This is a genomic window from Variovorax sp. LjRoot175 (assembly GCF_964253805.1).
Classification (GTDB): domain Bacteria; phylum Pseudomonadota; class Gammaproteobacteria; order Burkholderiales; family Burkholderiaceae_C; genus Variovorax.
In genome coordinates, this window is record NZ_CAXURY020000004.1 from 321,286 (window position 1) to 340,247 (window position 18,962).

The window sequence follows — 18,962 nt, forward strand, 5'->3', positions numbered from 1 at the left end:
TATTCGACCTTCTCAGGGATGGCGACAGACGGTGAAGGGCGGCGCGGCCGCTTAGCTTCCCGTGGTGAACGTGAACGTCTTGCTGAAGGCACCAGTCGAATTGGAGGTGATCGCCGGGTTCGTGCCAGTGCTGTTCCAGTTCGTGCCGTCAAAGGTCAGCGTGGTGTTGTTGCCGACCAGGCTGACTTCGTACTCGGTGTTCGGCGCCAGCGGCGCGTCAGGCATGAGCACGGCCTGGCTGGGGTTCAGCATGCCGTTGGGGTCGTTCTGCTTCGTCATGACCGGTCGGAGTGCGACGACCGCGCCGCTCGACTTCACCTTCAGTGAAGCGCTCGAGATTGCGATGCCCTGGCCCGGACGCACCGCCACCATGATCGGCTGTCCGATCGGAAGGGCGTTCAAGTCACGACCCGGAATCGGGTTCGGGCTCTCGTTACGCAGCGTGTGTGCGGTGCCGACCGTACCCTGGCACGGGAAGGTTTGCACCGCCGCGCTGTTGGGCTTCTGCGATGACGAACCCGCAGCGAGGGCCAGGTTGAACTGTGAAATCGAGCGAGGACCGTGGGTACCGGTCGTGCCGGTCGTGTCGCTGCTCATGATCGAGATGCCGACGTCAAGCTCCGGGCTCAGGAGGCTCAGCGAGTGGTACGGAGCGCTCAAGAGGCCGCGGAGGGCTTCCAGGCCACGTCCCGTGATCACATTTGCGCCGGCGCCGGTGGTGTCTGAATTGTCGTCCAGCACGAGTGCCGGCGAATAGCCAGCAGCATTGGCGCGGTCGAGCGCGTTGTTGCCGGTGAAGAACGGGTCGGCAGGGTTCTGGAAATGACCGGCCATGTTGTTGCGGAGCAGGTAGTTCGCATGACCAGTCGCGGCAGTATCCAGTTGCGTGCTCTGTTGCAGCAGACCGAAGCCGCACTTCTGACGCTCGGCGTTGAGCTGCGTGAAAGCTGCCAGCTCTTCCGAACCGCCGGTGTAGCTGGCGGCATTGATGCTCGTTACGAGCGTGGAGTCACCGGACGTCGGCTCGGGTGGGACGGCCGGCTGTTCGCCGTTCGGATTCTGCGGCTGCTGGGGAGTGCCAGCGGGGTCACCAGCTGGAGCTGTCGGGGTCGCTGCGATCGGAACACCGGCGAAATCACCGCCACCACCACCACCGCCGCAAGCAACCAGCGCGAGGGTTGCCAGAGCCAGAACGATGGGGGAGAGAACCTTCTTCTTCATGTAACCATCCAAAAGAATTAATGACGATTCATAGTATCGGTGCGGACATAAAACGCGAAAGGTCACAGCTCAAAAAAGTTGCACAGATCGTGTAGTTTGCATCTCGCGCATATTCACTTAGTAGTAGTCGGCACCTGCCGGTGCAGCGAATTCTCGTTGTTGATGCGCTGCGTCCCGACGCCGGCTTGAAGTCGAAATTGACCCGCCCATGCATCGCTGCAGTAGAACCGCGGGCGGCGCCTGGCCGTATGAGCGCCCTTGGCCTGAGGTCTAGATGGCTGGAAAGAGAGGGAGCAGCTCAGCCTCGTTGAGGGCTGGCTTGCTCGACCTCGGCATAGGCCCCGAACGGCGCATCAGTGACCTGATCGTTCAGACGCACGATGCCCTGCGAGCGCGGGCTCGCCAGCGTGCTCGTCTGGAACGCCATGTTCGCGATGGTGAGCGCGGCGCCAGGCCTGTCCGCAACCTCGGCGAATACAGCGCCAGTGTCGATCGCGTACACATTGCCCAGGCGCGCGGCGCCGCCGAACTGGGGCGTGTGGCCCGCGAAGATCCGTCCGATGCCCGGCACGCCTCGCGTGTCTCCATGCTTCAGACGCTTGCGCCCGCGAAGGCAAGACTCGAGCACCGTCGGCTCGCGATCCTCCAGACCTGACACGAACTCCTCCCAATCCATGCCGCGGGGGACTTCGCCGTGAAGGATGCCGACGGTTCCGCGGGCGGTCTGGACTTCGATGGCATAGGGCAGGGCAGCGAAGCGCTTCAACAACTCGACGCGGCCCAGCGCGCTCAGCTTGGCGAGCCAGCCCATCCCGTTGAAGTTGATGCGGGTAAGAACTTCCAGGATCTCGTCCGGGTCGTCGCTCTTCAGGTGCAGGTCGACTAGGTCATCCTCGTGGTTGCCCCGCACCGCATGGACGTAGGGCTGGGCCAGAAAACGGCCGGCCCGGTGAGAGCCCTCGCCGCGGTCCACCAGGTCGCCGACGCTGGCGAGGCGGTCACGGGTAGGGTCGAAGCCGGCGAGCTTCATGGCCCGCCACACCAGGTCGAAAGCGCCGTGCGCGTCTCCGATGACGAAATCACGGCCGATCCGGTTCTCCGCCAGGCGCACGAAGCGCGGCGAGGCCGCAGCGATCGTGGCGAGTTCGACGCGCAGCTGCGCCAGCTGGGCGGGTTCGAGGTGCTCCATCAGCGGGCAGCGCCGTCGCTGACAGGAAAGGGGGATTCGCCGGCCAGGTGGCGCAGGTCGATCTGTGGGCCGAACTCGCGGGCTGCCGGAATGTCTCCGACGTCGATGCAGTGGCTCTCGATCAGACGCAGCGCCAGGTCCAGCTTGTCGTTGAGGTTGCGGTGGCCCGACAAGACTGCCTGAGCGCCGCCGGCAGCGCGCCTGGCCATCAAGGATTCATGGCGCGCGATCGCATAGTCCCACAGGGCGCGCACGAGCTCAGCGCTGGAAGCGGACGTCAGCGACTTCCGATAGGCCTTGCGGTTGGCAAAGACGATGTCCAGCGTGTAGGGACCCCATTCGGGAGGTTGCCCAGTGCCGGTCAGGGTCATCGAAGACGGCCGGCCTTCTCTGGCAGGGGCCGGTGCGCCGGCCGTTTCGGGCGCGCCGAAGAGGTCGAGGCTCGTTGAGGTCATGAGGAAATCCTTGGACGCAGTGCTGGGCGGTCCAGCACGATGGCAAATATCCGTTCGCGGGGGCGTGCGTTTACGTTCGCGCAAATAGACTGTAGCGAAATAAAGGGCCGCTGGGACGGCAGATCTTGGCGCTCCCTCTGGGACGTCTCGGAGCGTCAACGCGTTCATTTGTTGTGTGGGAGGAACACTGCACCCGCGGCGGGGCCCCTTGGTGACTTTGGTAGATTCGCGCCCATGAACGAGGCGCCCCATTGAGATACTCAGCCAAGCCGATCGAAGCGTACGGCCGAACCATCGATGGCGAGTTCCGGGGGCCGAGCACAATACCCGCCCTCAAGCATGACCTGGAAGCCTGGAACTTGGCCTACCTGTCGTTCAACTTCGACGCGAAGCCCGTCTGCCCGTTCCCTGAGTTCGGCCATCTGGTCGCAAGGACGATGCGCACGGATCTGACGACCGGCATTGCCCATCCTGCCGGCGTGCATCTCCCCAGGCACCTGACCATGCGGCCCTTTCTGCGCCAGCCGCCACGCGAGTTCGTCTCGACGATGCTGTCGCACCCGAACGTGCGGATGCTCCCGCTCTACAAGGGCTTCGGCGAGGTCTGGCTGAAAGTCATGTTCGAGCGCAGCTGGATCGGCGGCGAGGTCGCGGACGACGGGCTCGAGGAGGAGGCCGGGCTGCTGGAGATGCGCCGGCTGCTCGACCGCGTTGCCGGGAAGGTGGAGTAGCCCCATGCATGTCGATGCGATGAACCCCCGTACCGCGCCGACTGACTCCGAGCCGGGGGCCACTGCAGACAGGGCGGAAGCCATGAACGCGCTGTTCGATGAATGGCGCCCGCTGGTCCTTGCCGAGGCGGGGCATTTCGTCGGGGACGGTATTGTTTTGGAGGAGGCGTGGCGCGCATCGAAACGCAGGATCCTGTTTGTGCTCAAAGAGACGAATGGCTACGAAGGAGAGAAGGGCCCAATGGACAAGCTCTTACGGGACGCGGCCAAGCCAGGGTCAACAAGCAAGCTGTGGGATCGGCCGACCTTTCACAACCTCGGGCGCTGGGCCCATGGGCTGCTCACGTACACCGGCGAAGTGCCTGGATACGAGGAAGCCCATCGCGCGCGGAGGTCTGCAATGCTGGCGTGCGCGTTTATCAATCTCAAGAAGTCCTCAGGAGGGCGCACTGCTACCGAGGAAGTGGGAGTGCACGCAGGCAGGTATGCCGAGCAACTGAGGCGGCAGGTGGAGATCATCCAGCCAGAGATTGTGGTGCTTGGTGGCACATACCCGATGGTGAAAGAGCACGTCTTTCCGGGGCTCGAGAAGGTGTCGAGCCGAGTTCACAAGTTGGGGGACCGGATCTTCATCAACGCTTTTCACCCCGCGTGCACCAAAGACCGGCGGGAGGGGTACCACCAAGTGGTTCTGAGCTATCACCAGTACATGATCGGCGGGCCCAGCGAAGGGCGGTAGCGGCCCGACTCCGTCCCAGTGGCTACCGATTGGCTTGGGGTGCCCCGGATTGCTCGCGTGAGCGGAACGGACTTGTGGGCGGCTCCGCCGGAGGTCGAGGCGGAAAAAGCTGATCGCTTGGCGACATTCCGATCAGCCTATCGGCTTGGCCCATGCCCATAAGGTCCTCCCGCATCGCGTATAGGACGCGATCCAATGACTCAGGTGACGATTCAGCATGAAAGCGCAGCATCGCCTGTACAACCGCCTCCGACCCGACCACCCAGCTCCTCAAAATGGCTGTCTTGAAGGCGTCCTCGGATTTGTCTTTGTCGTAGTCGGCCTTGTACAAATACGGGGCAAGCGCGGTGACGACTGCAACGTAGTTTTCCTGCTTGGTCTTGCGCTCGGTAGCTTCGAGTTCGCGAGCTCTTTGCACGCCGGCCAGCTCAAGGTCCTTGCTCCTCTGGAACGAGTAGGTGAAGACCGCCGTGACCAGCCCGCCCGTCAAAGTGAGAGCTGCGACCAGCATCTCTTTCGCGATCCCAAGTACGACGATCAGGCCGTAGCCCAACAAGCCGAGGAAGGCGGCGAGGACAATGACCAAGATTGCCGCAGTGGCGATTCGATCGCTGAGGCGTGGACCCGGCGGAGCGGAGGAGCTATCCGGATAGAAGGCCCTGTAAAGATACGGCATCGGCTACTCCAGTGTTCGAGCACCTTCTGATAGCAGGCGGGCAGGCGCCCGCGCATCATTGCACCTGAAGAGCCGGACGTCCAGTTGAGGCCGAGGCACCAAGGCTCAGCAGCGCGGCCTAACGACCTCCTCCTCGGGCTCGACGGCTTCGTCAGATTCCCCTCGTACCTTGATGCGAGTGACCTGCGATAGCACGGCCGCCTCCTCGGTCATGTCCGGCCGCGGGCTCTTGTAGACCGGCTGCTCGAACTTGCCGCCATCGTAGCGATAGAGGTAACGCACTTCGACCAGGCTGCCCACGATGGGCATGGCAGCACTGGGCGGGATCGTGACGTTACCCAATTCGATCAGGGCGCCGGTGTCGTCGCGCAGGCCGACGGCGACGGAGCGCTGGGCGTTCTGCTGCAGGACCTGGCATGTGGCCGACTCGGTGAACTTGAACTTCAGGCAATCGGCGCTGCGCCCAGCGGCGAAACTCGCGTCAAGGCGCTTGAACACGAAACCCTCGCCATTCGCCGCGAGGATTTCGGCGGCGCGCCGACGCTTGCCCTCGGTAGTGACCTCGAGCTCAATGACTTCCATCCAGGGGACGTCGCGGGCCATCATCTGCAGCTGGTCGAATCGCTCCAGGAAGGACATGCCGCGGAAGTCCTGACCCATGCACTCCAGCAGGTCGAACGCCATGAAGCGGTCGCCTACATGCTCGCCCGGGATGACGGTGCGGCCGGACGAAGCCAGGCCGACCCAGTGCTGGGGAATGTCGACGAAGAGGCCGCGCCGGTTCGTGCCGCGCACCGCACCGTCCTCGCACAGGACAAAACGGTTCTCGCCGTCCTCCTTGCGTTGCAGGCCCCAGGCAGGGTCACAGAATAGGGCCTCGGCTTCTTCCTCGCTGATCGCTGATGGGAGCTGTGGCAGCTCGCCGCTCTTTCGGCCGGCCAGGTCGCTCGACGTGTAGAGGGTCCCGGACTGGTCAGTGGTGTAGCCATCCCGAGTCTTCTCCTTCACGAGCTTCTCGTAGAGCTTCTTGGCGGCTTCGAACTGGACGGGCGACGCGGTCTTGGTGCCGGTGCGCAGCGTGCCACCGCGGGGGCCGTTGCCATAGTCGACGACCCAGCCAGCATCCTTCTGCCGAAGATGGGCCTGGTAGACCTTGTCCGAGCCGTTGCCCGTGAAGTAGAGGAAGCTGGATTGAGGGGTTTGCTCGAGGGTGGACATCGTTTACCGGGGTGTCAGGTTGGTTCGGGGAAAAGGATGGCGGCGAGCGCGATCACTACGGTTTCGCCACCGAGCATTCGGGTCTCGAGGTTCTCGCGGCCGGAGCAGTCCAGCTGCATCAGCCCCCAGTTGATGAAGCGTGCGCCGGCGCTGGTCAATCCCAGGTAGTTTGGAAAAACCTCGACGGGCTTCGCGTGGAGCCCGGCGCCGCGCTTGTATTCCGGGTGGAGCTTGTTGCGCTCGGCGACCCAGGCCTTGCAATCCTTCTCGGGCAGCTTGGAGTTCGTCCGGTTGAACTCCTTGGCGCAATGCGTCTCCTCGTGATCCATGACGCGCCAGACGACGTCAGGGGGTTCGTTCATTGCCTCGCCGATGCGCCTGCGCGCATGCTCGTCGATCACGTTCTGTTTGCGATCCATCTCATCACCACTGCTTCAAATTCTTCGCTGGAACGGACGACCGCGGTCAGCCAGCCGGCCTCGGCTGAGTCATCCAGAAATTCTTGCTGCTCGTCGCTCACGGTTCCGCGGTGCGACTTCACCTCGATGGCCAGGCCGGGATAGCGACCGGTCGGACTGGGAAACGGGAGGATCCAGTCCGAAACGCCCTTCCGCACGCCCATGGCGCGCAGCTTCCCGGCCTCTCCGCGTTTTCTCAATCCACCGTTGGGCACATGCATCAGCCACCGCAGGACCGGATAGCGCCCCTCATGCGCAAACACCCAGTCAGCGCACGCCCGATGGATGTCCTCTTCGCTCGGTTGGCCGCTGACGAGGGAGACCTTCCTGCGCTTCTTGGCGGAGTCGGGCGCTTGGGCGGGCGAGATCTTGCTGGCGCTGGCTGCGAGCGCGGATGTGAGCGCGTCGAGAGCGCCTCCTTGAACGCGCTGATTCGCGCGAGATGCTGGCGCGTGCCCAGTAGACCCGGCGGGGGTCAGGCCCATCTCCGCCCGGTAGCGTTCGACACTCCACCGCTCGAATGCGCGGCCTGTGCCGGCGCTCACTGCGTGTCCTGCCATGGCCTGCGGGCCTTGGCCGGCACCTTGACGTCCTTGTCAGGCCCCTTGAACTGGACCACCAAGTCATTGTCGTCAAGCCAGTCCTGGACAACCGACGCCTCGAGCGAGTTCATGCGAACCGTGTGGTCCGTCTTCGCAACGATGCGATCGCCTTTGCTATTGAACTCCACCGAGACCTGGAGACTGTCCAGCGCGATGACGCGGCGCGGCAACTCGACGGCGCGAACCTCGATGCGGCCAGTGCGCAAAGATCGGATGACGAACGCGCCACCGACAAGTGCGCCGATGAAGCCGCTCACGACCGCTGCCGTGAACATGGCGATGACGGGGACGTCAATCACCGGTTCAACCGCGCGGCGCTTCGCTGCGCTCGTCGTCCTGGTCTTCCTCGGCCGCCTGCTGAGCGGCCTGAGCGTGAAGTTCGCCCAGCAGGGCCGCGCCCACCATGCTTCGGCGCTCGCGCTCTTCTTCGGGCATCGGCGTGTTGCCAATCTTCAGAGAGTCCGGGCTGGGGTTGTTCTGCATCTCCAGCGTCTTGCGGTCCCACACGACGAACACGAACGAGTATTTCGTCACAACCTGGATCGATCCGAGCTCGACGAGGCGATGGGGGTAGCCGTCGCTGTCGAAGAGCGGAAGAGACCAGTCGACGGTCTCGTTCTTCTTGGTCGGCTCGTATGAGGCGGCCACGACTTCGGCGTTCGGGCGGGCAGGGTCCGCTGGCGCGTCGCCCGGCTTGCGGACCTCGCGGTGGCTCTCCAGGTGCTGCAGCGCGTCTTGCACCAGGCCGCGCACGTGATCGCCGCCCCACTGAAAGCCGTTCCAGGCTGCGTCGATGTGAGCTTCGACGTAGCCGGACCCGGTGCGCTCGAGCAACTGGCGACTGGTCTCTTCAGGCAGCCCCTGCAGCAGGTTGGTGCGCAGTTGGCTCTCGAACGCGTCGCGAAGGGCCTCGATCTTCGGCGTGGGAAGGCTACGGAGGTTCAGGTTCAGCAAGGTCATGCGATTCGGAAAGGTGGGGACGGTCAACTAAGGGCGGTCGCGACGGCGTTGGCTGCAGTCGCTCCGTCGGCCCTCATCGCCTTGCGGCAGGCGAGGTAGCCTTTGATGCTCGTCCAGAAGAAGAAGGCGTTCTGTGCAACAACGCCCCAGACGGGCGCGGCCGGCGTTGTGAACGCCCAGACGATCCAGAGCACGTTCGCAGCCAGCCAGCACAGCCAACCGAGATAGGACCACCGGTCGTAACGAGCCACAAGCAGGCTGCCGATCATGCTGATGGCGGCGCAGACGATATCCATGCTGATGGTGAAGTCGAAGATGGTCATGGTGGCGCTCGATGCGATGCGTACTGGGGAGGTGGCTTGATCGGGTCGAGTTCCGAGAGGATTCTGCTCGATATCAGAAATCTGTTGAGAAATGTTTAGTTCGCAACAGAATACCGATACTGAGATTAAATGCGCAAGACAATGTACCGATTCTCAAACACCACGGGCCGCGACGTTCCTCGACAAACGCGGTCTGCCGCGTCCGGCCCTACGCCGATCCTGAAGACTGTGCACTGCATTGCGGTGGACCCAGGCTCGCCCTCGGGCAGCATGTCGGCCTGTTGGTTTCCGACGGCGGCCGAGGCCGACGGCGCCTTCCTGAAAATGTCGAACTCGGAAGCGATGGAATCCCGGACGCTTGAGCGGTTTAAGCTGTCGGTACCGGCCAGCGCGACCCGCGAGAAGATCGACGAACTAGCGCTGACGGCCGTGCAGTGGGATGCGTATTTGCCGATCGTGCGCAGGGCCGGCGATCGGCGTGCGGCGAACGATTCAGCGCCGGCGCCGCTGGGCAGCTACGAGCTGGGCTGGCCGTACGACGCGGACCCGGAAGTGGGGATCAGGCCGCGGGGCTGATGGCGTGGCAGCTTTATCTTGAAACACAATAAAGTTCGTCGGAAAGAATAAAGTCCGCCGAGCGAAACAATAAAGTCCGCCGCGTTCGCACGCCGGTTGGGGCGGCAGGCGGGGGCGCTGATGCCGGTGCGCCGCGCGCGGCGCGCAAAGCCGCCGAAGAACGCATACGCTCACGCGAGAGAAGCGGCGGCCACGGCAAAATCGTCCGAATGACTGAGCCCGGTGCACTCTCCGACGCCCATCTGCGGGAGCGTGCGCTCGACTGGCGCCGGCAGGCACCTCCAGGGTGCGCTAAACGCACGGGGCTACGCCCATGAATACGAGATCGAAATTCGTCGCCGAACGCGACCGCTGACGACTTGAGCGCCCGGCTCGAATTGACGCCACTGGCGGCGCGTTCGCGGCCCTGGTGGAGTTCTGGTAAGGGCTCGCGCCTAGTTCACATCAAGGTCAGTCGCACGCCAGATCTCCCATCCTTGGCCACGCCGACGACCGCGACTGCCGCTCTAGACTGATTGCGGCCCCTCGCGCGGCGTCGGTCGAACGACGGTTCGAGCGGAAACCAGTCGTTGAGACGTACCGGGGGAGAGCGTCTTCCGCCAACAGTCTCCCCTGCGCTGCTCAGCCAGCGGGATCGAACACCCTGAGGAACTCGCGTCGCGTCTTTGGCCCGTAGGTCCTGAAGTGAGGATCGGGTTTCTCCAGGTAGGCCATGCGCTTTCGGGCGACCGAGTCGCGGGCGGTGTATCGCTTCACTTCCGTCGGCGTCAAGCCGTACACGTTCGCGGCGTTGAGACCGAATATCTTGGCCCTCAGCGCAGGCGTCATCTCGGGATAGCCATGCCGTTCGCGCAGTTCGGCCGAGATCTGGAACGTCCGGAAGGCTTGGATCTGGTCCTGCGGTGAGCCGTACCAGATCGAATCCGTGCCCCACAGCACGTTGTTCTCGCCGCACGCGACGATCAGTTTCCCCAGGGCGTGAGCCGCCTGTTCGGGGTCACGCATTAGGAAGCGCCACGTGCTGCCCAGCTCCGCATAGACGTTGCTGTTCGGCTTGACCTGGTGTTTGCGCAAGGACGTAATCAGCGTGTCGATGCCGTCGCTCTTGCCGCTTGCGTCGTAGGCCTTTTCGGTCACCGTGCTGACGAAGCCCGAGTGATAGATCAGGAAGTTCACGTCTGGGTAACGCCTGGCGACGACGCCGATGTCGCTGCACTGGCTGTGCTCGTAGGAGCGTGGTCCGAACGGCAGGCCCTTGTGGATGCAGATGTTCTTGACGCCCAGTGCGCGAGCCTTCTCGATGAACCGGATGCCGACGTCGTCGTGCAGGAAGTAGCCCTTGCCGTTCGGTCCATACTGCGTGTAGGTCTTCCAGGCGCTGATGCCCCACTTCTCGTGCAACTCGTCCATGCCCTCGAGGTCTCCGGGCTGGTTCGGGTTGACGCGTCCATGCAGCAGCAGCCGGTGCGTTCCCTCGAGCTTGTCGACCAGCCTGCGGACCTCATCGGCGGCCTGGATCGTGACCGGTTCGGTGTCGCGAGCGGAGGGCACGAAGGACAGCACCATCACGTCGGTGTCGCTGTCCATGAACACGTCCTTGAGGAAGACTTCCGCGCTCTTCGAATTGCCTTTCGGCGTGTCGATGAAGTGGCCCTGGACGTCGAGGATGAACTCCTGCCTGGCGGGGCCGACCTGCGTGCGCGCGAGCTGCATATCCAGCGCGGTGTCGCGGGGCAGCTCGAAGAAGCCGCCGGTCCTTCCGGCAGCGGCGTTGGCCGCGTTGAAGGCCAGCAGCGTGCTGGCTGCGCCACAGGACGAGGTCAGGAACGCTCGCTTCGAGCATCCCAGCCGCTTCGCGTTCGTTGCCGCGGCCTCGTGTGCGAGGCGGTTGGCTTCGATGTTCGCCGGCCACAGCGACACCGGTGCGAACTCGCCATTCGAGGTGCTGTCGAGCTTGATGGGAAGGCGCTTGCCCTCAGGGTCGCTGTCATGCATGGTGGTCCCCCGGTTTGATCAAGAAGCCCCGCCGGCCCGCCAACGGCGCCATGAGCCCCCTTGGTTTCGACGAGACCTCCCCGATTCTGCTCCGCGCCGCGGGGCTCGGCCCACGAACACAAGCTGGTACGCCCGCGGTAACCCGTCGCTCTGCCTTTTGCGAGCTACACGGCGAAATTGGGCCGCAGTCGCAAGTTGCGGAATTCAGCGCAAGATGACGGCTTCTCACCGAGAGGGTTTCTATGCCTACCAATTTGAGCGAATTCTTGGGCGCGATCGCGGCCGGAAAAACTGCCTACTCGCTTGATACTGACGACCCTGGCTCTCAAGCAAAGCTGAACGAGATTGCAGAACTTGCCTTCCGTGCCGAACGACAGGGCTACACCATCGGGACCGTTGTAACCCCCTCCAAAGGGCGCGACACACGCGGACTACCGTGGACAGTCAAGGCGGGTCATCTGACACCGCTCGGGAATGACTGGTTGAAAGCTGCAGACAGGCGCTGAGACGCTGCGCGAAGACCCAACGAAAAAGCCCCGGCCGTTGCAGTCGGGGCAACAAGGTCGCTGGCCGACCTTGGAGAAGCGCTAAGTCTTAGGGCCCTCAACTGAGCCATAGTTTCAGAGACTACAGAACGAGAAAATCGCCTCAAGGGGCGGCGCGGGGCAATGGACGAGAGCCCTATTCGGTTCGCGTAATCACCACCAGGTCATAACGCCCGAAGCCAGATTCGTTCTCTTGGTGGGGGTTCGACGCGGTGTAGCCCACCGTGCTGGTGTTGAGGCTTGAACTCACAAAGTCGTGAAACTCTTCGGGCTCCATGCCGATGTCTTTGGCATAGAGCGAGAACGCTCGGCCGACGGGAATTGAGTTGAGTAGATCTGTGAAGCGGTTCATTGGAGCACTCTACGACCAGCCGAAGGCGCAACGCGTAAGAAAAAGCCCCGGCTGTTTCCAGTCGGGGCAATAGGTCGGTGGTCGACCTCCTTGGAAAAGGTTCCCACGAGAGACTTCATCATGGGCGCGTCAGCGCCGCTCTACAACACCCCAACGCACCGAGGGCTGCGCAGCAACCTCCGAATAGGAAATACTTCACGGTTGACGACAACATTTTCGATTCGCCGCTGGAGGGCATTCGCGTGCACCGGATCGGAGGACCGCATTCGCTGCACATCTGCCGAACGACGGCCGCTTGCGTAGGGCCGGGTAGGGCCCGTTGCAGTCCTTGAAGGTCTCGCGGTGAATCTCCGGAACGCACGGAAGCGGTCTTTGATGTTGGCCCGACCCCCAGATTTGGCGCCGGTGGTCCTTGGTTTGCCCACAGGTGGAGAAAGCGCACGCTAGGCGCGGCGGCGTAACGCCGGAGTGACAGTTGCCGAGTTCACCCTTGAGCACGCGCGTGGTCAAGCGGATGATGGTGAGCGCTGCGCAAGTGGATGACAGTTTGAGGCCGCATTGAAGCGCAGCGTTCATGTGGCCTTGCTGAAAGAAGGAACAACCATGAACTACGCATTGCGAATGACAAAGCTGTCAGCCTTCATCGTGGTGATGATGCTTTCTGCCGGTACGTTTGCGCAGACGCCGACGAAGATCACGCAAAAATCTACGTGCATGTCCATTGGAGTAGCTCCACCAGAACCTGTCGGCGACCGTGAAGGGCACACCTATTCGGTCATCCAATACATCTGTCAGAACCAGGGAGGGCCCTTCGATGGCTCCGTCTCGACAGGAACGAACATCTGGGAGGCGGACAAGGGCAGCTCCGTGATGCTGACAGGGGGCGGCGTGATTCGCAAGCCGGGCATGTCGGCGGTCTATGTGCTGACTGAGGCTAAGTCGTCGTTGACCATGGCTGACGGCAAAGTGACGGGCTTTTCTGGGACTGCAAAGGGTGTCTACAAGGTCGCAGCGGGCACGGCGTCGTCACTTGCCGGCAAGTCATTCACCTCCACGTACCGGAGCATCGGAGCCGGTCAGTTTGTGATCGAAATGACCGTGGACTAAACCTCGAAGCCACCCCTCACATCATCCATTTCGACGCAGCCGTCGGAACCCGGCGACGCCGTTGCGCCAGGTTTGTTCGCCCTCCCACTTTTCGAAGACCCTCTCCACAACCGCGAAGCTTTCCGAAGGCACGGTCGCGAGCCTTTGAAGGGGCGCGTCTCGGACGCAGACTATCTCATCAGGGGTTCGGCAGGAGCCGGTTCTCCCCCTCAACACGACCGGCGATGACCGGCGGCTGCCAGTCCTTGAGCGGACATAGCTGATGGATGAGCGACCGGCCGCTTCTGGCCGACAGCCGTCTACCGTTCGACATGAGCAGCGGGGCAAAGGGCGCGAAGCGCCTTTGGAACGTCTACTGGGAGGGGTTAGAACCCAGCGCTACTGCTTTACGCATATCAATTGAAAGAAGGAAATTGGCCTGCCGTCCGAATTGCACGAACCCCCACACGTTCCTCCAGCCAGCATCTTCAAGCCCTTTGCCACATGACCGGCTGGGCAAATGGCGTCCATGGGAGTCGCGCTTTGACCGCCAAATCGTGCGGATGCATCAGCCGGCCGTTCTTCGGTCCCAACAGCGGCAAGCCGCCCTTCGACCCTGATCAGGCGGCCTCCGACATCACTGCGCTGCAAGGCTTCACGAATAGCCGCGTCTGCAGTGTTGGCCAAATCGCCCTGCACGCGCGCGACCAACCGATCTACCGCCGTCCGCTCGGTCTGGATCCGGGTCGTGAGCTCGGAGAGTTCACTCCGAGCAGCACTTACGATGTTCCAGCCGAACGCACCGGCCAGCCCCATGATTCCTGCCGCGATCGCTAGCCCAATGAGCCAGCGCTCCAACTTCCCGAGCCGCTCGTCCAGCTTCTCTATCTTGCCGCGCGCCAGAGCTAGATCTGACTGCGTCGCATCAAGCTTTGCGGCGAGCATGGAAACGTCTGACGCGGCCATCGGGACTCCTTGGCTTCTAAGGTGCTGATAGTGACGGCGAGCGCCGGACGCCAGCTTACCGTGGGTACGCGCCGATGGCGAGGGCGATGGGCGTACCTACCAAAATGTCAGGTTGTCGCGTCCAGCTGAGCTCCTGCACCCAAGGTCCGGTGCTGGCCGACTGTAGCCGGTCGCTACCGGGGAGCTTGGGGCCCCAACCGGAAGTTGACGTCTGCGGCAAGCAGATTTTCAGTGGCAGTTGAACGCGGGGTCAGGGCATGGACTGGCGGGCTTCTGCTGTCCCTCCCGAACGACGAAGGAACCGCTCAACCACGGCGCGGAATGTCCTGCCAAGAAGTACTTCACTGCTTGCGTCGCGGTCTACCGAAGGCTAGTGTAGTGTTGCGCGCTTGTGGGAACTTAATTGAAGGGCGGGTCTCCGATGCTCTACTACGAAGCAGAGTGGAGAACGCAAGTGCGAGTGGCCCCCGAGATTGTGCTGACCGATGAGGAGCGAGCCGAGTTGACGCGGCTGGCTCGTTCCAAGCTCACCAGCGTGAGGCTGGCGCTGCGCGCGCGCATCGTGTTGCTGGCTTCGCAGGGGCTGCAGAACAAGGAGATTGCCGCGCAGGTGGGCGTGGGCCGGGTGCAGGTGTCGCGCTGGCGTGAGCGCTATCTCGAGTCGAGGCTTGCGGGCATCGAGCGCGATCTGCCACGCGGGGTGCCGCCGGTGAAGGTGGACGTTGCTCGCCTGGTGGCGTTGACGACCCAGAGCACGCCCGAGGCGGCCACGCACTGGAGCACGCGCAAGATGGGCGCCGAGTTGGGCGTCAGCGCCAGCACCGTCATGCGGCATTGGCACGCCCACGGCTTGAAGCCGCACATCGTGCGCGGCTTCAAGGTCTCGCGCGATCCGTTGTTCGTCCAGAAGCTCGAAGACATCGTGGGGCTGTACATGTCGCCACCCGAGCACGCCCTGGTGCTGTGCTGCGACGAGAAGAGCCAGGTGCAGGCGCTGGACCGCACGCAGCCCGGACTGCCGCTGAAGAAGGGGCGCGCGGCCACCATGACGCACGATTACAAGCGCAACGGCACGACCACGCTGTTTGCCGCGCTCAACGTGCTGGACGGCCAGGTCATCGGCCAGTGCCAGCAGCACCACACCCACATCGAGTGGCTGAAGTTCCTGCGCCAAATCGATCGCCAAACGCCCAAGGGCAAGACGCTGCATCTGATTGCCGACAACTACGCCACGCACAAGCATCCGGCCGTGCAGGAGTGGCTGGCCAAGCACCCGCGCTTCAACATGCACTTCACGCCCACCTCGGCGTCGTGGCTGAACATGGTCGAGCGGTTCTTCCGCGACATCACCACCGAGCGGCTGCGCCGAGGCGTGTTCACCAGCGTGCCCGAACTCGTCGCTGCCATCGACGAGTATGTCGCGCATCACAACATCAAGCCCAAGCCGTTTATCTGGACCAAGAGCGCTCGCGACATCCTGCAGAAGGTCATTCGTGCCAATCGCCGCTTAAGTTCCAAACAGAATGGAACACTACACTAGCGGGCGGCGGCTCCGACAGAGCCGGATGCGCATAGTGGATGTGTCAACGCTATCGCTCCGGCAGGCCTGCCGCGCGCATGCCTGCGACAAACCTGTTGCGGCTGGCCAGGTAGCTGTCGGCACCGGCAGGATTATTGATGACGTACCGCTCGATCGTGTTGTGCGGCATCAGCTTGCGGTGCTCCGCCATGTTCTTCTCAGCATCTGCCTGGCGGCCGTGCAGCGCATCGATCGACGCCCGCATTGCATAGGAAAGACCGAAGTTCGGCCTTTCCGCCAATGATCGTCGTGCGAGCGCATAGGCCTTTTCGTCGTCTTCCAGTGTGAATGCGGCGTTCGACGCCACGAAGAATGCCGAGGCCATGATCCGCGAGTCCCGATAGCCAATCCGCATGGCGCTGTCTATGTGCGGCTGCATCTCCGCGGCACGGCCGTTGAGTTGCAGCGCCGTCGCATACCTCAGGCGCGCGTTCGGGTTTGAAGGCGAACGCAGCATCGCCTTCTCGTAAACAGGGAGCGCCAAGTCCGGTTGGCCGCGAAACAGCAGCACATTGGCCCAATTGATGAGCGCGACAGTGTTGTTCGGTGCGATGGCCAGGGCGCGTGCAGCAACGCGCTCGGAGGCGGCAAGATCTTCAAGCGGAGCCTCGCCGGAATGGCCAAAGCGCTCGGACATGAGCGCTGCACCCAGGCCCGTCAGTGCGACCACGGAATCCGGGTCGGCGCGCAAGGCCGCCTCGAAACGCTCCCGACCTCTCTTGACGTCTTCCATGGACTGGCGCCGGTCAATGTCCTCCCATCCCGACATCGCGAGGTCCGCGGGGTCGAACTGGTAGCCGGGCCGACTCACCCTCGCTTTGTGCATCTCCGACTGACGCAGCCTGAGGCTGCTGACGGCACGAAGAGCGACGTCGACGTTCAGCCCCGGATCATTCGCATCGGCATACTCGAAGTGCTCCGACCAAACGATGTCCCCTTCGGGAATCGTCTTGACCTGCGTGTCGATCGCGACGCCACGCCCGTGTGCGGCGATTCGACCGCTCATCGCGTACCGCGCGCCGGCGGGCGATGTCGAGCGAATGACCTTCGCGCTCTGCCGCTCTGAAAGCTGGGCGGCAATCTCATCCACGAGCCCGTTCCGAACATTCGCAGGTGCGGGCATTGTGCCGTTGTCCTGGAACGGGATCAGGACAATGGAATGGCGTCTTGCGATCTCTTCGTCGATGCGAAGCGGCGGCGACGCCGATCCGATATAGATGGAGCCGCCGGCGATCACGAACGCCCCCAGCGCGACGGCTGCCACAAGGCCGCGCTTGCCATGACGCCTGGGTGATGCTGCCGGCACGGTTGGCGCCGCCACTGTCGTGTCTGTCGTTCGCGTGGGATGGCGGGGCTCGATCAGGTCGGCAGGCCGAACGTCCGCCTCGAACATGTAACCGCGCCGCGGCATCGTGGTGATCAACTTCGCGCCCTGATCGCCCAGCCGGCTTCGCAGGTCGCCGACGCACTGCACGAGCGAGTCGTCCGTCACCACGACGTCCGCCCACAGACTCTCCATCAGTTCGGCCCTGCTGATGAGGCGTTGGGGATTCGCCAGGAAATAGCGCAGCAGCGCGCTTGGCTTGGGGCTAAGCGGTATCGGCGAGCCGTCCAGTCGCAACCGGTCGCGCTCGAAATCAAACTCGAAGTTGGCGAATTGAACGACCGCCGGAATCCCGACTCGAGCTCGCGATGGTGTGGGCGCGGGCGGAACTCGCTCATGGATGGTCGATTGCCCGTCGTTCATGGATCCGCCTTCTCGGATCCGCAGGCGCCCGTCATGTCGGTGCCGCAATCCGCCAGGGGATTTTCCTCCCGTTTACGTCGACGTGGAAGGCTTTCAGGCGTCGCCTCCTCGGCGATTCATCGGCTGTTCATCGGGGTTTGATCGTGGTGATTCCACCCGCCGCGCCTAAGGTGGCCTGGCGGCGCCCGCTCAAGTTCGCAGGGTCCGCGAAGGGGTAGTCAATGAACAAACACCTGACGGGCGTGATGGCCGGTGCGCTGGCCGCAATCCTTGCCATGGTCCCGGCTTGCGGTGGCGGTGGCGGCGGCGGCTCGGCCGGCGGGGGCGCGGGATTCTCTGCGGTGCCACCCGTCAAGGTCATCGTGACGGGACCCAACGCGGTGACCTACTGGAACGAGGTGGCGAGCGACACCGTCAACCTCCCCGCTACTGCCACCGGGTCACCGGCCGAACAGCGGCCGTCCGATGCAGTGGACCTTGCCGTGGTTCATCTGGCCATCTACAACGCGCTCGCTGCGATCACCGGGCAATACCAACAATACGGGGGCCTGACGCAAGTCGTTTCCGGCTCGGTTGTGTCCCAGCAAGCAGCGATCGGCGCGGCGGCCCACGGTGTGCTGAAGGGAATGTTCCCGAACAGATCGGCCCAGTATCAAGCAGCCTACGACAGCTTCCTGGCGTCGCTCCCTGACGACGCGGCCAAGTCCGAGGGCGTCGCCGTGGGCACCGGAGCGGCGAGCGCGATGCTTGCGCTGCGTGGCGACGACGGTCGCTCGGTGGCGCTGGCACCCTATGTGCCGGGCACGGAACCAGGGCGCTTTCGGGGCGTGAACCCGATCAACCGCAACGGGCCGTTCATCAAGCCGTTTGCGATGACCAGTGCCTCGCAGTTCCGCACGCCTCCGCCGCCCGCGCTCGACAGCGAGGTCTACGCCATCGATCTCAATGAAACGCGCTTGCTGGGCGCCGCGGTCGGCAGCTCGCGCACCGACGTCCAACTTGAAATCGCCAGGTTCTACACGGAGGCCCCGCCACGCTATTGGCAGCGCAACCTGCGCCGGTTTGCCATGAGCGACGCCAGCCTGGTCGATCAGGCGCGTTTGCTGGCCATGCTGTTCGTGGTCGAGGCCGATGCCGGCATCGCCTGCTTCGAGTCGAAGTACCACTACGAATTCTGGCGGCCGCAAAGCGCCATCCCGTTGGCTGACACGGACCGCAACCCGGCCACGACGCCCGACGCGACATGGACGCCCGTGGTGCCGACCCCCAATCACCCTGAATACCCTGCAGCCCATGGCTGCATCACGGCGGCAATGGCCGAAACCCTCAAGACTTACTACCGCACCGACCAGGTCGAATTCACCCTCGACAGCACGGTGACCGGCACCACGCGCCGTTTCAAGACGACTCACGCCATGGTGGACGAGGTGTGCGACGCCCGCGTCTACGGTGGAATGCATTTTCGAAACTCGACGCTTCGTGGCGCAGAGCTTGGAACCAGCGTGGCCCAGTGGGCGTTGCAACGGAACTTTCTGGCGCGATGA

Annotated in this window: 21 protein-coding genes; 7 read left to right on the forward strand and 14 right to left on the reverse strand. The window is 63.4% G+C overall.

All coding sequences use genetic code 11. The annotated features are described in order from the left end of the window. Nucleotides 1-51 precede the first annotated feature (51 nt). The 3 genes from ACSQ89_RS42670 to ACSQ89_RS42680 form a co-directional block, all read right to left on the reverse strand. Entirely contained in the window at nucleotides 52-1,221 is a 1,170-nt protein-coding gene (locus tag ACSQ89_RS42670; RefSeq protein WP_436298195.1) for a CAP domain-containing protein, read from the reverse strand. A 298-nt stretch (nucleotides 1,222-1,519) separates the two neighbouring features. Continuing rightward, a complete protein-coding gene (locus tag ACSQ89_RS42675) occupies nucleotides 1,520-2,410 on the reverse strand; it encodes a metallophosphoesterase (protein ID WP_436298196.1) in 891 nt (296 codons plus the stop codon). Next, complete coding sequence (locus ACSQ89_RS42680) at nucleotides 2,410-2,865, reverse strand: hypothetical protein (RefSeq protein ID WP_436298198.1); 456 nt, start codon at nucleotides 2,863-2,865, stop codon at nucleotides 2,410-2,412. Before ACSQ89_RS42680 ends, ACSQ89_RS42675 begins: the two co-directional genes overlap by 1 nt. A 359-nt stretch (nucleotides 2,866-3,224) precedes the next feature. On the opposite strand from ACSQ89_RS42680, the gene ACSQ89_RS42685 reads away from it, so the two are divergent. Both ACSQ89_RS42685 and ACSQ89_RS42690 read left to right on the forward strand, forming a co-directional pair. Then, complete coding sequence (locus ACSQ89_RS42685) at nucleotides 3,225-3,596, forward strand: hypothetical protein (RefSeq protein WP_436298199.1); 372 nt, start codon at nucleotides 3,225-3,227, stop codon at nucleotides 3,594-3,596. 4 nt (nucleotides 3,597-3,600) lie between these two features. Beyond that, nucleotides 3,601-4,335, forward strand: a complete 735-nt coding sequence (locus tag ACSQ89_RS42690; protein WP_436298200.1) for a hypothetical protein — start codon at nucleotides 3,601-3,603, stop codon at nucleotides 4,333-4,335. A 22-nt stretch (nucleotides 4,336-4,357) separates the two neighbouring features. On the opposite strand, the gene ACSQ89_RS42695 is transcribed toward ACSQ89_RS42690, so the two are convergent. The 7 genes from ACSQ89_RS42695 to ACSQ89_RS42725 form a co-directional block, all read right to left on the reverse strand. Then, the gene (locus ACSQ89_RS42695) at nucleotides 4,358-5,011 is read right to left on the reverse strand and encodes a hypothetical protein (protein ID WP_436298201.1); all 654 of its coding nucleotides are present in this window, start codon (nucleotides 5,009-5,011) and stop codon (nucleotides 4,358-4,360) included. A 105-nt stretch (nucleotides 5,012-5,116) separates the two neighbouring features. Then, nucleotides 5,117-6,229 (reverse strand): ATP-dependent DNA ligase, encoded by a 1,113-nt coding sequence (locus tag ACSQ89_RS42700; protein ID WP_436298202.1) that lies wholly within the window; start codon nucleotides 6,227-6,229, stop codon nucleotides 5,117-5,119. 14 nt (nucleotides 6,230-6,243) lie between these two features. Then, complete coding sequence (locus tag ACSQ89_RS42705) at nucleotides 6,244-6,630, reverse strand: hypothetical protein (RefSeq protein ID WP_436298203.1); 387 nt, start codon at nucleotides 6,628-6,630, stop codon at nucleotides 6,244-6,246. After that, nucleotides 6,627-7,232 (reverse strand): VRR-NUC domain-containing protein, encoded by a 606-nt coding sequence (locus tag ACSQ89_RS42710; RefSeq protein WP_436298204.1) that lies wholly within the window; start codon nucleotides 7,230-7,232, stop codon nucleotides 6,627-6,629. Before ACSQ89_RS42710 ends, ACSQ89_RS42705 begins: the two co-directional genes overlap by 4 nt. After that, nucleotides 7,229-7,546, reverse strand: a complete 318-nt coding sequence (locus ACSQ89_RS42715; protein WP_436298205.1) for a hypothetical protein — start codon at nucleotides 7,544-7,546, stop codon at nucleotides 7,229-7,231. The genes ACSQ89_RS42710 and ACSQ89_RS42715 overlap by 4 nt, the downstream gene beginning before the upstream one ends. Nucleotides 7,547-7,592: 46 nt before the next feature. Next, nucleotides 7,593-8,249, reverse strand: a complete 657-nt coding sequence (locus ACSQ89_RS42720) for a hypothetical protein (protein ID WP_436298206.1) — start codon at nucleotides 8,247-8,249, stop codon at nucleotides 7,593-7,595. Between the two features lie 23 nt (nucleotides 8,250-8,272). Continuing rightward, the gene (locus ACSQ89_RS42725; protein ID WP_436298207.1) at nucleotides 8,273-8,572 is read right to left on the reverse strand and encodes a hypothetical protein; all 300 of its coding nucleotides are present in this window, start codon (nucleotides 8,570-8,572) and stop codon (nucleotides 8,273-8,275) included. Nucleotides 8,573-8,701: 129 nt separating this feature from the next. Between ACSQ89_RS42725 and ACSQ89_RS42730 the strand changes: the two genes are divergently transcribed. After that, nucleotides 8,702-9,148, forward strand: coding sequence for a hypothetical protein (locus ACSQ89_RS42730; protein WP_436298208.1), 447 nt, complete (start codon nucleotides 8,702-8,704; stop codon nucleotides 9,146-9,148). Nucleotides 9,149-9,769: 621 nt separating this feature from the next. On the opposite strand, the gene ACSQ89_RS42735 is transcribed toward ACSQ89_RS42730, so the two are convergent. Beyond that, complete coding sequence (locus ACSQ89_RS42735) at nucleotides 9,770-11,143, reverse strand: amidohydrolase family protein (RefSeq protein WP_436298209.1); 1,374 nt, start codon at nucleotides 11,141-11,143, stop codon at nucleotides 9,770-9,772. A 242-nt stretch (nucleotides 11,144-11,385) separates the two neighbouring features. Between ACSQ89_RS42735 and ACSQ89_RS42740 the strand changes: the two genes are divergently transcribed. Further along, the gene (locus ACSQ89_RS42740) at nucleotides 11,386-11,649 is read left to right on the forward strand and encodes a hypothetical protein (protein WP_436291964.1); all 264 of its coding nucleotides are present in this window, start codon (nucleotides 11,386-11,388) and stop codon (nucleotides 11,647-11,649) included. A gap of 175 nt (nucleotides 11,650-11,824) precedes the next feature. Here the strand turns inward: ACSQ89_RS42740 and ACSQ89_RS42745 are convergent, their stop codons facing one another. After that, nucleotides 11,825-12,040 (reverse strand): hypothetical protein, encoded by a 216-nt coding sequence (locus tag ACSQ89_RS42745; RefSeq protein ID WP_436291963.1) that lies wholly within the window; start codon nucleotides 12,038-12,040, stop codon nucleotides 11,825-11,827. Nucleotides 12,041-12,643: 603 nt separating this feature from the next. On the opposite strand from ACSQ89_RS42745, the gene ACSQ89_RS42750 reads away from it, so the two are divergent. Then, nucleotides 12,644-13,147 (forward strand): hypothetical protein, encoded by a 504-nt coding sequence (locus ACSQ89_RS42750; protein ID WP_436291962.1) that lies wholly within the window; start codon nucleotides 12,644-12,646, stop codon nucleotides 13,145-13,147. Between the two features lie 378 nt (nucleotides 13,148-13,525). Here the strand turns inward: ACSQ89_RS42750 and ACSQ89_RS42755 are convergent, their stop codons facing one another. Further along, nucleotides 13,526-14,092, reverse strand: coding sequence for a hypothetical protein (locus ACSQ89_RS42755; protein ID WP_436291961.1), 567 nt, complete (start codon nucleotides 14,090-14,092; stop codon nucleotides 13,526-13,528). Nucleotides 14,093-14,546: 454 nt separating this feature from the next. Between ACSQ89_RS42755 and ACSQ89_RS42760 the strand changes: the two genes are divergently transcribed. Continuing rightward, on the forward strand, nucleotides 14,547-15,632 hold the full coding sequence (locus ACSQ89_RS42760) for an IS630 family transposase (protein ID WP_436291960.1): 1,086 nt from the start codon (nucleotides 14,547-14,549) through the stop codon (nucleotides 15,630-15,632). Between the two features lie 49 nt (nucleotides 15,633-15,681). Here the strand turns inward: ACSQ89_RS42760 and ACSQ89_RS42765 are convergent, their stop codons facing one another. After that, a complete protein-coding gene (locus ACSQ89_RS42765) occupies nucleotides 15,682-17,418 on the reverse strand; it encodes a winged helix-turn-helix domain-containing protein (protein WP_436291959.1) in 1,737 nt (578 codons plus the stop codon). A gap of 221 nt (nucleotides 17,419-17,639) precedes the next feature. On the opposite strand from ACSQ89_RS42765, the gene ACSQ89_RS42770 reads away from it, so the two are divergent. Further along, entirely contained in the window at nucleotides 17,640-18,962 is a 1,323-nt protein-coding gene (locus ACSQ89_RS42770; RefSeq protein ID WP_436291958.1) for a vanadium-dependent haloperoxidase, read from the forward strand.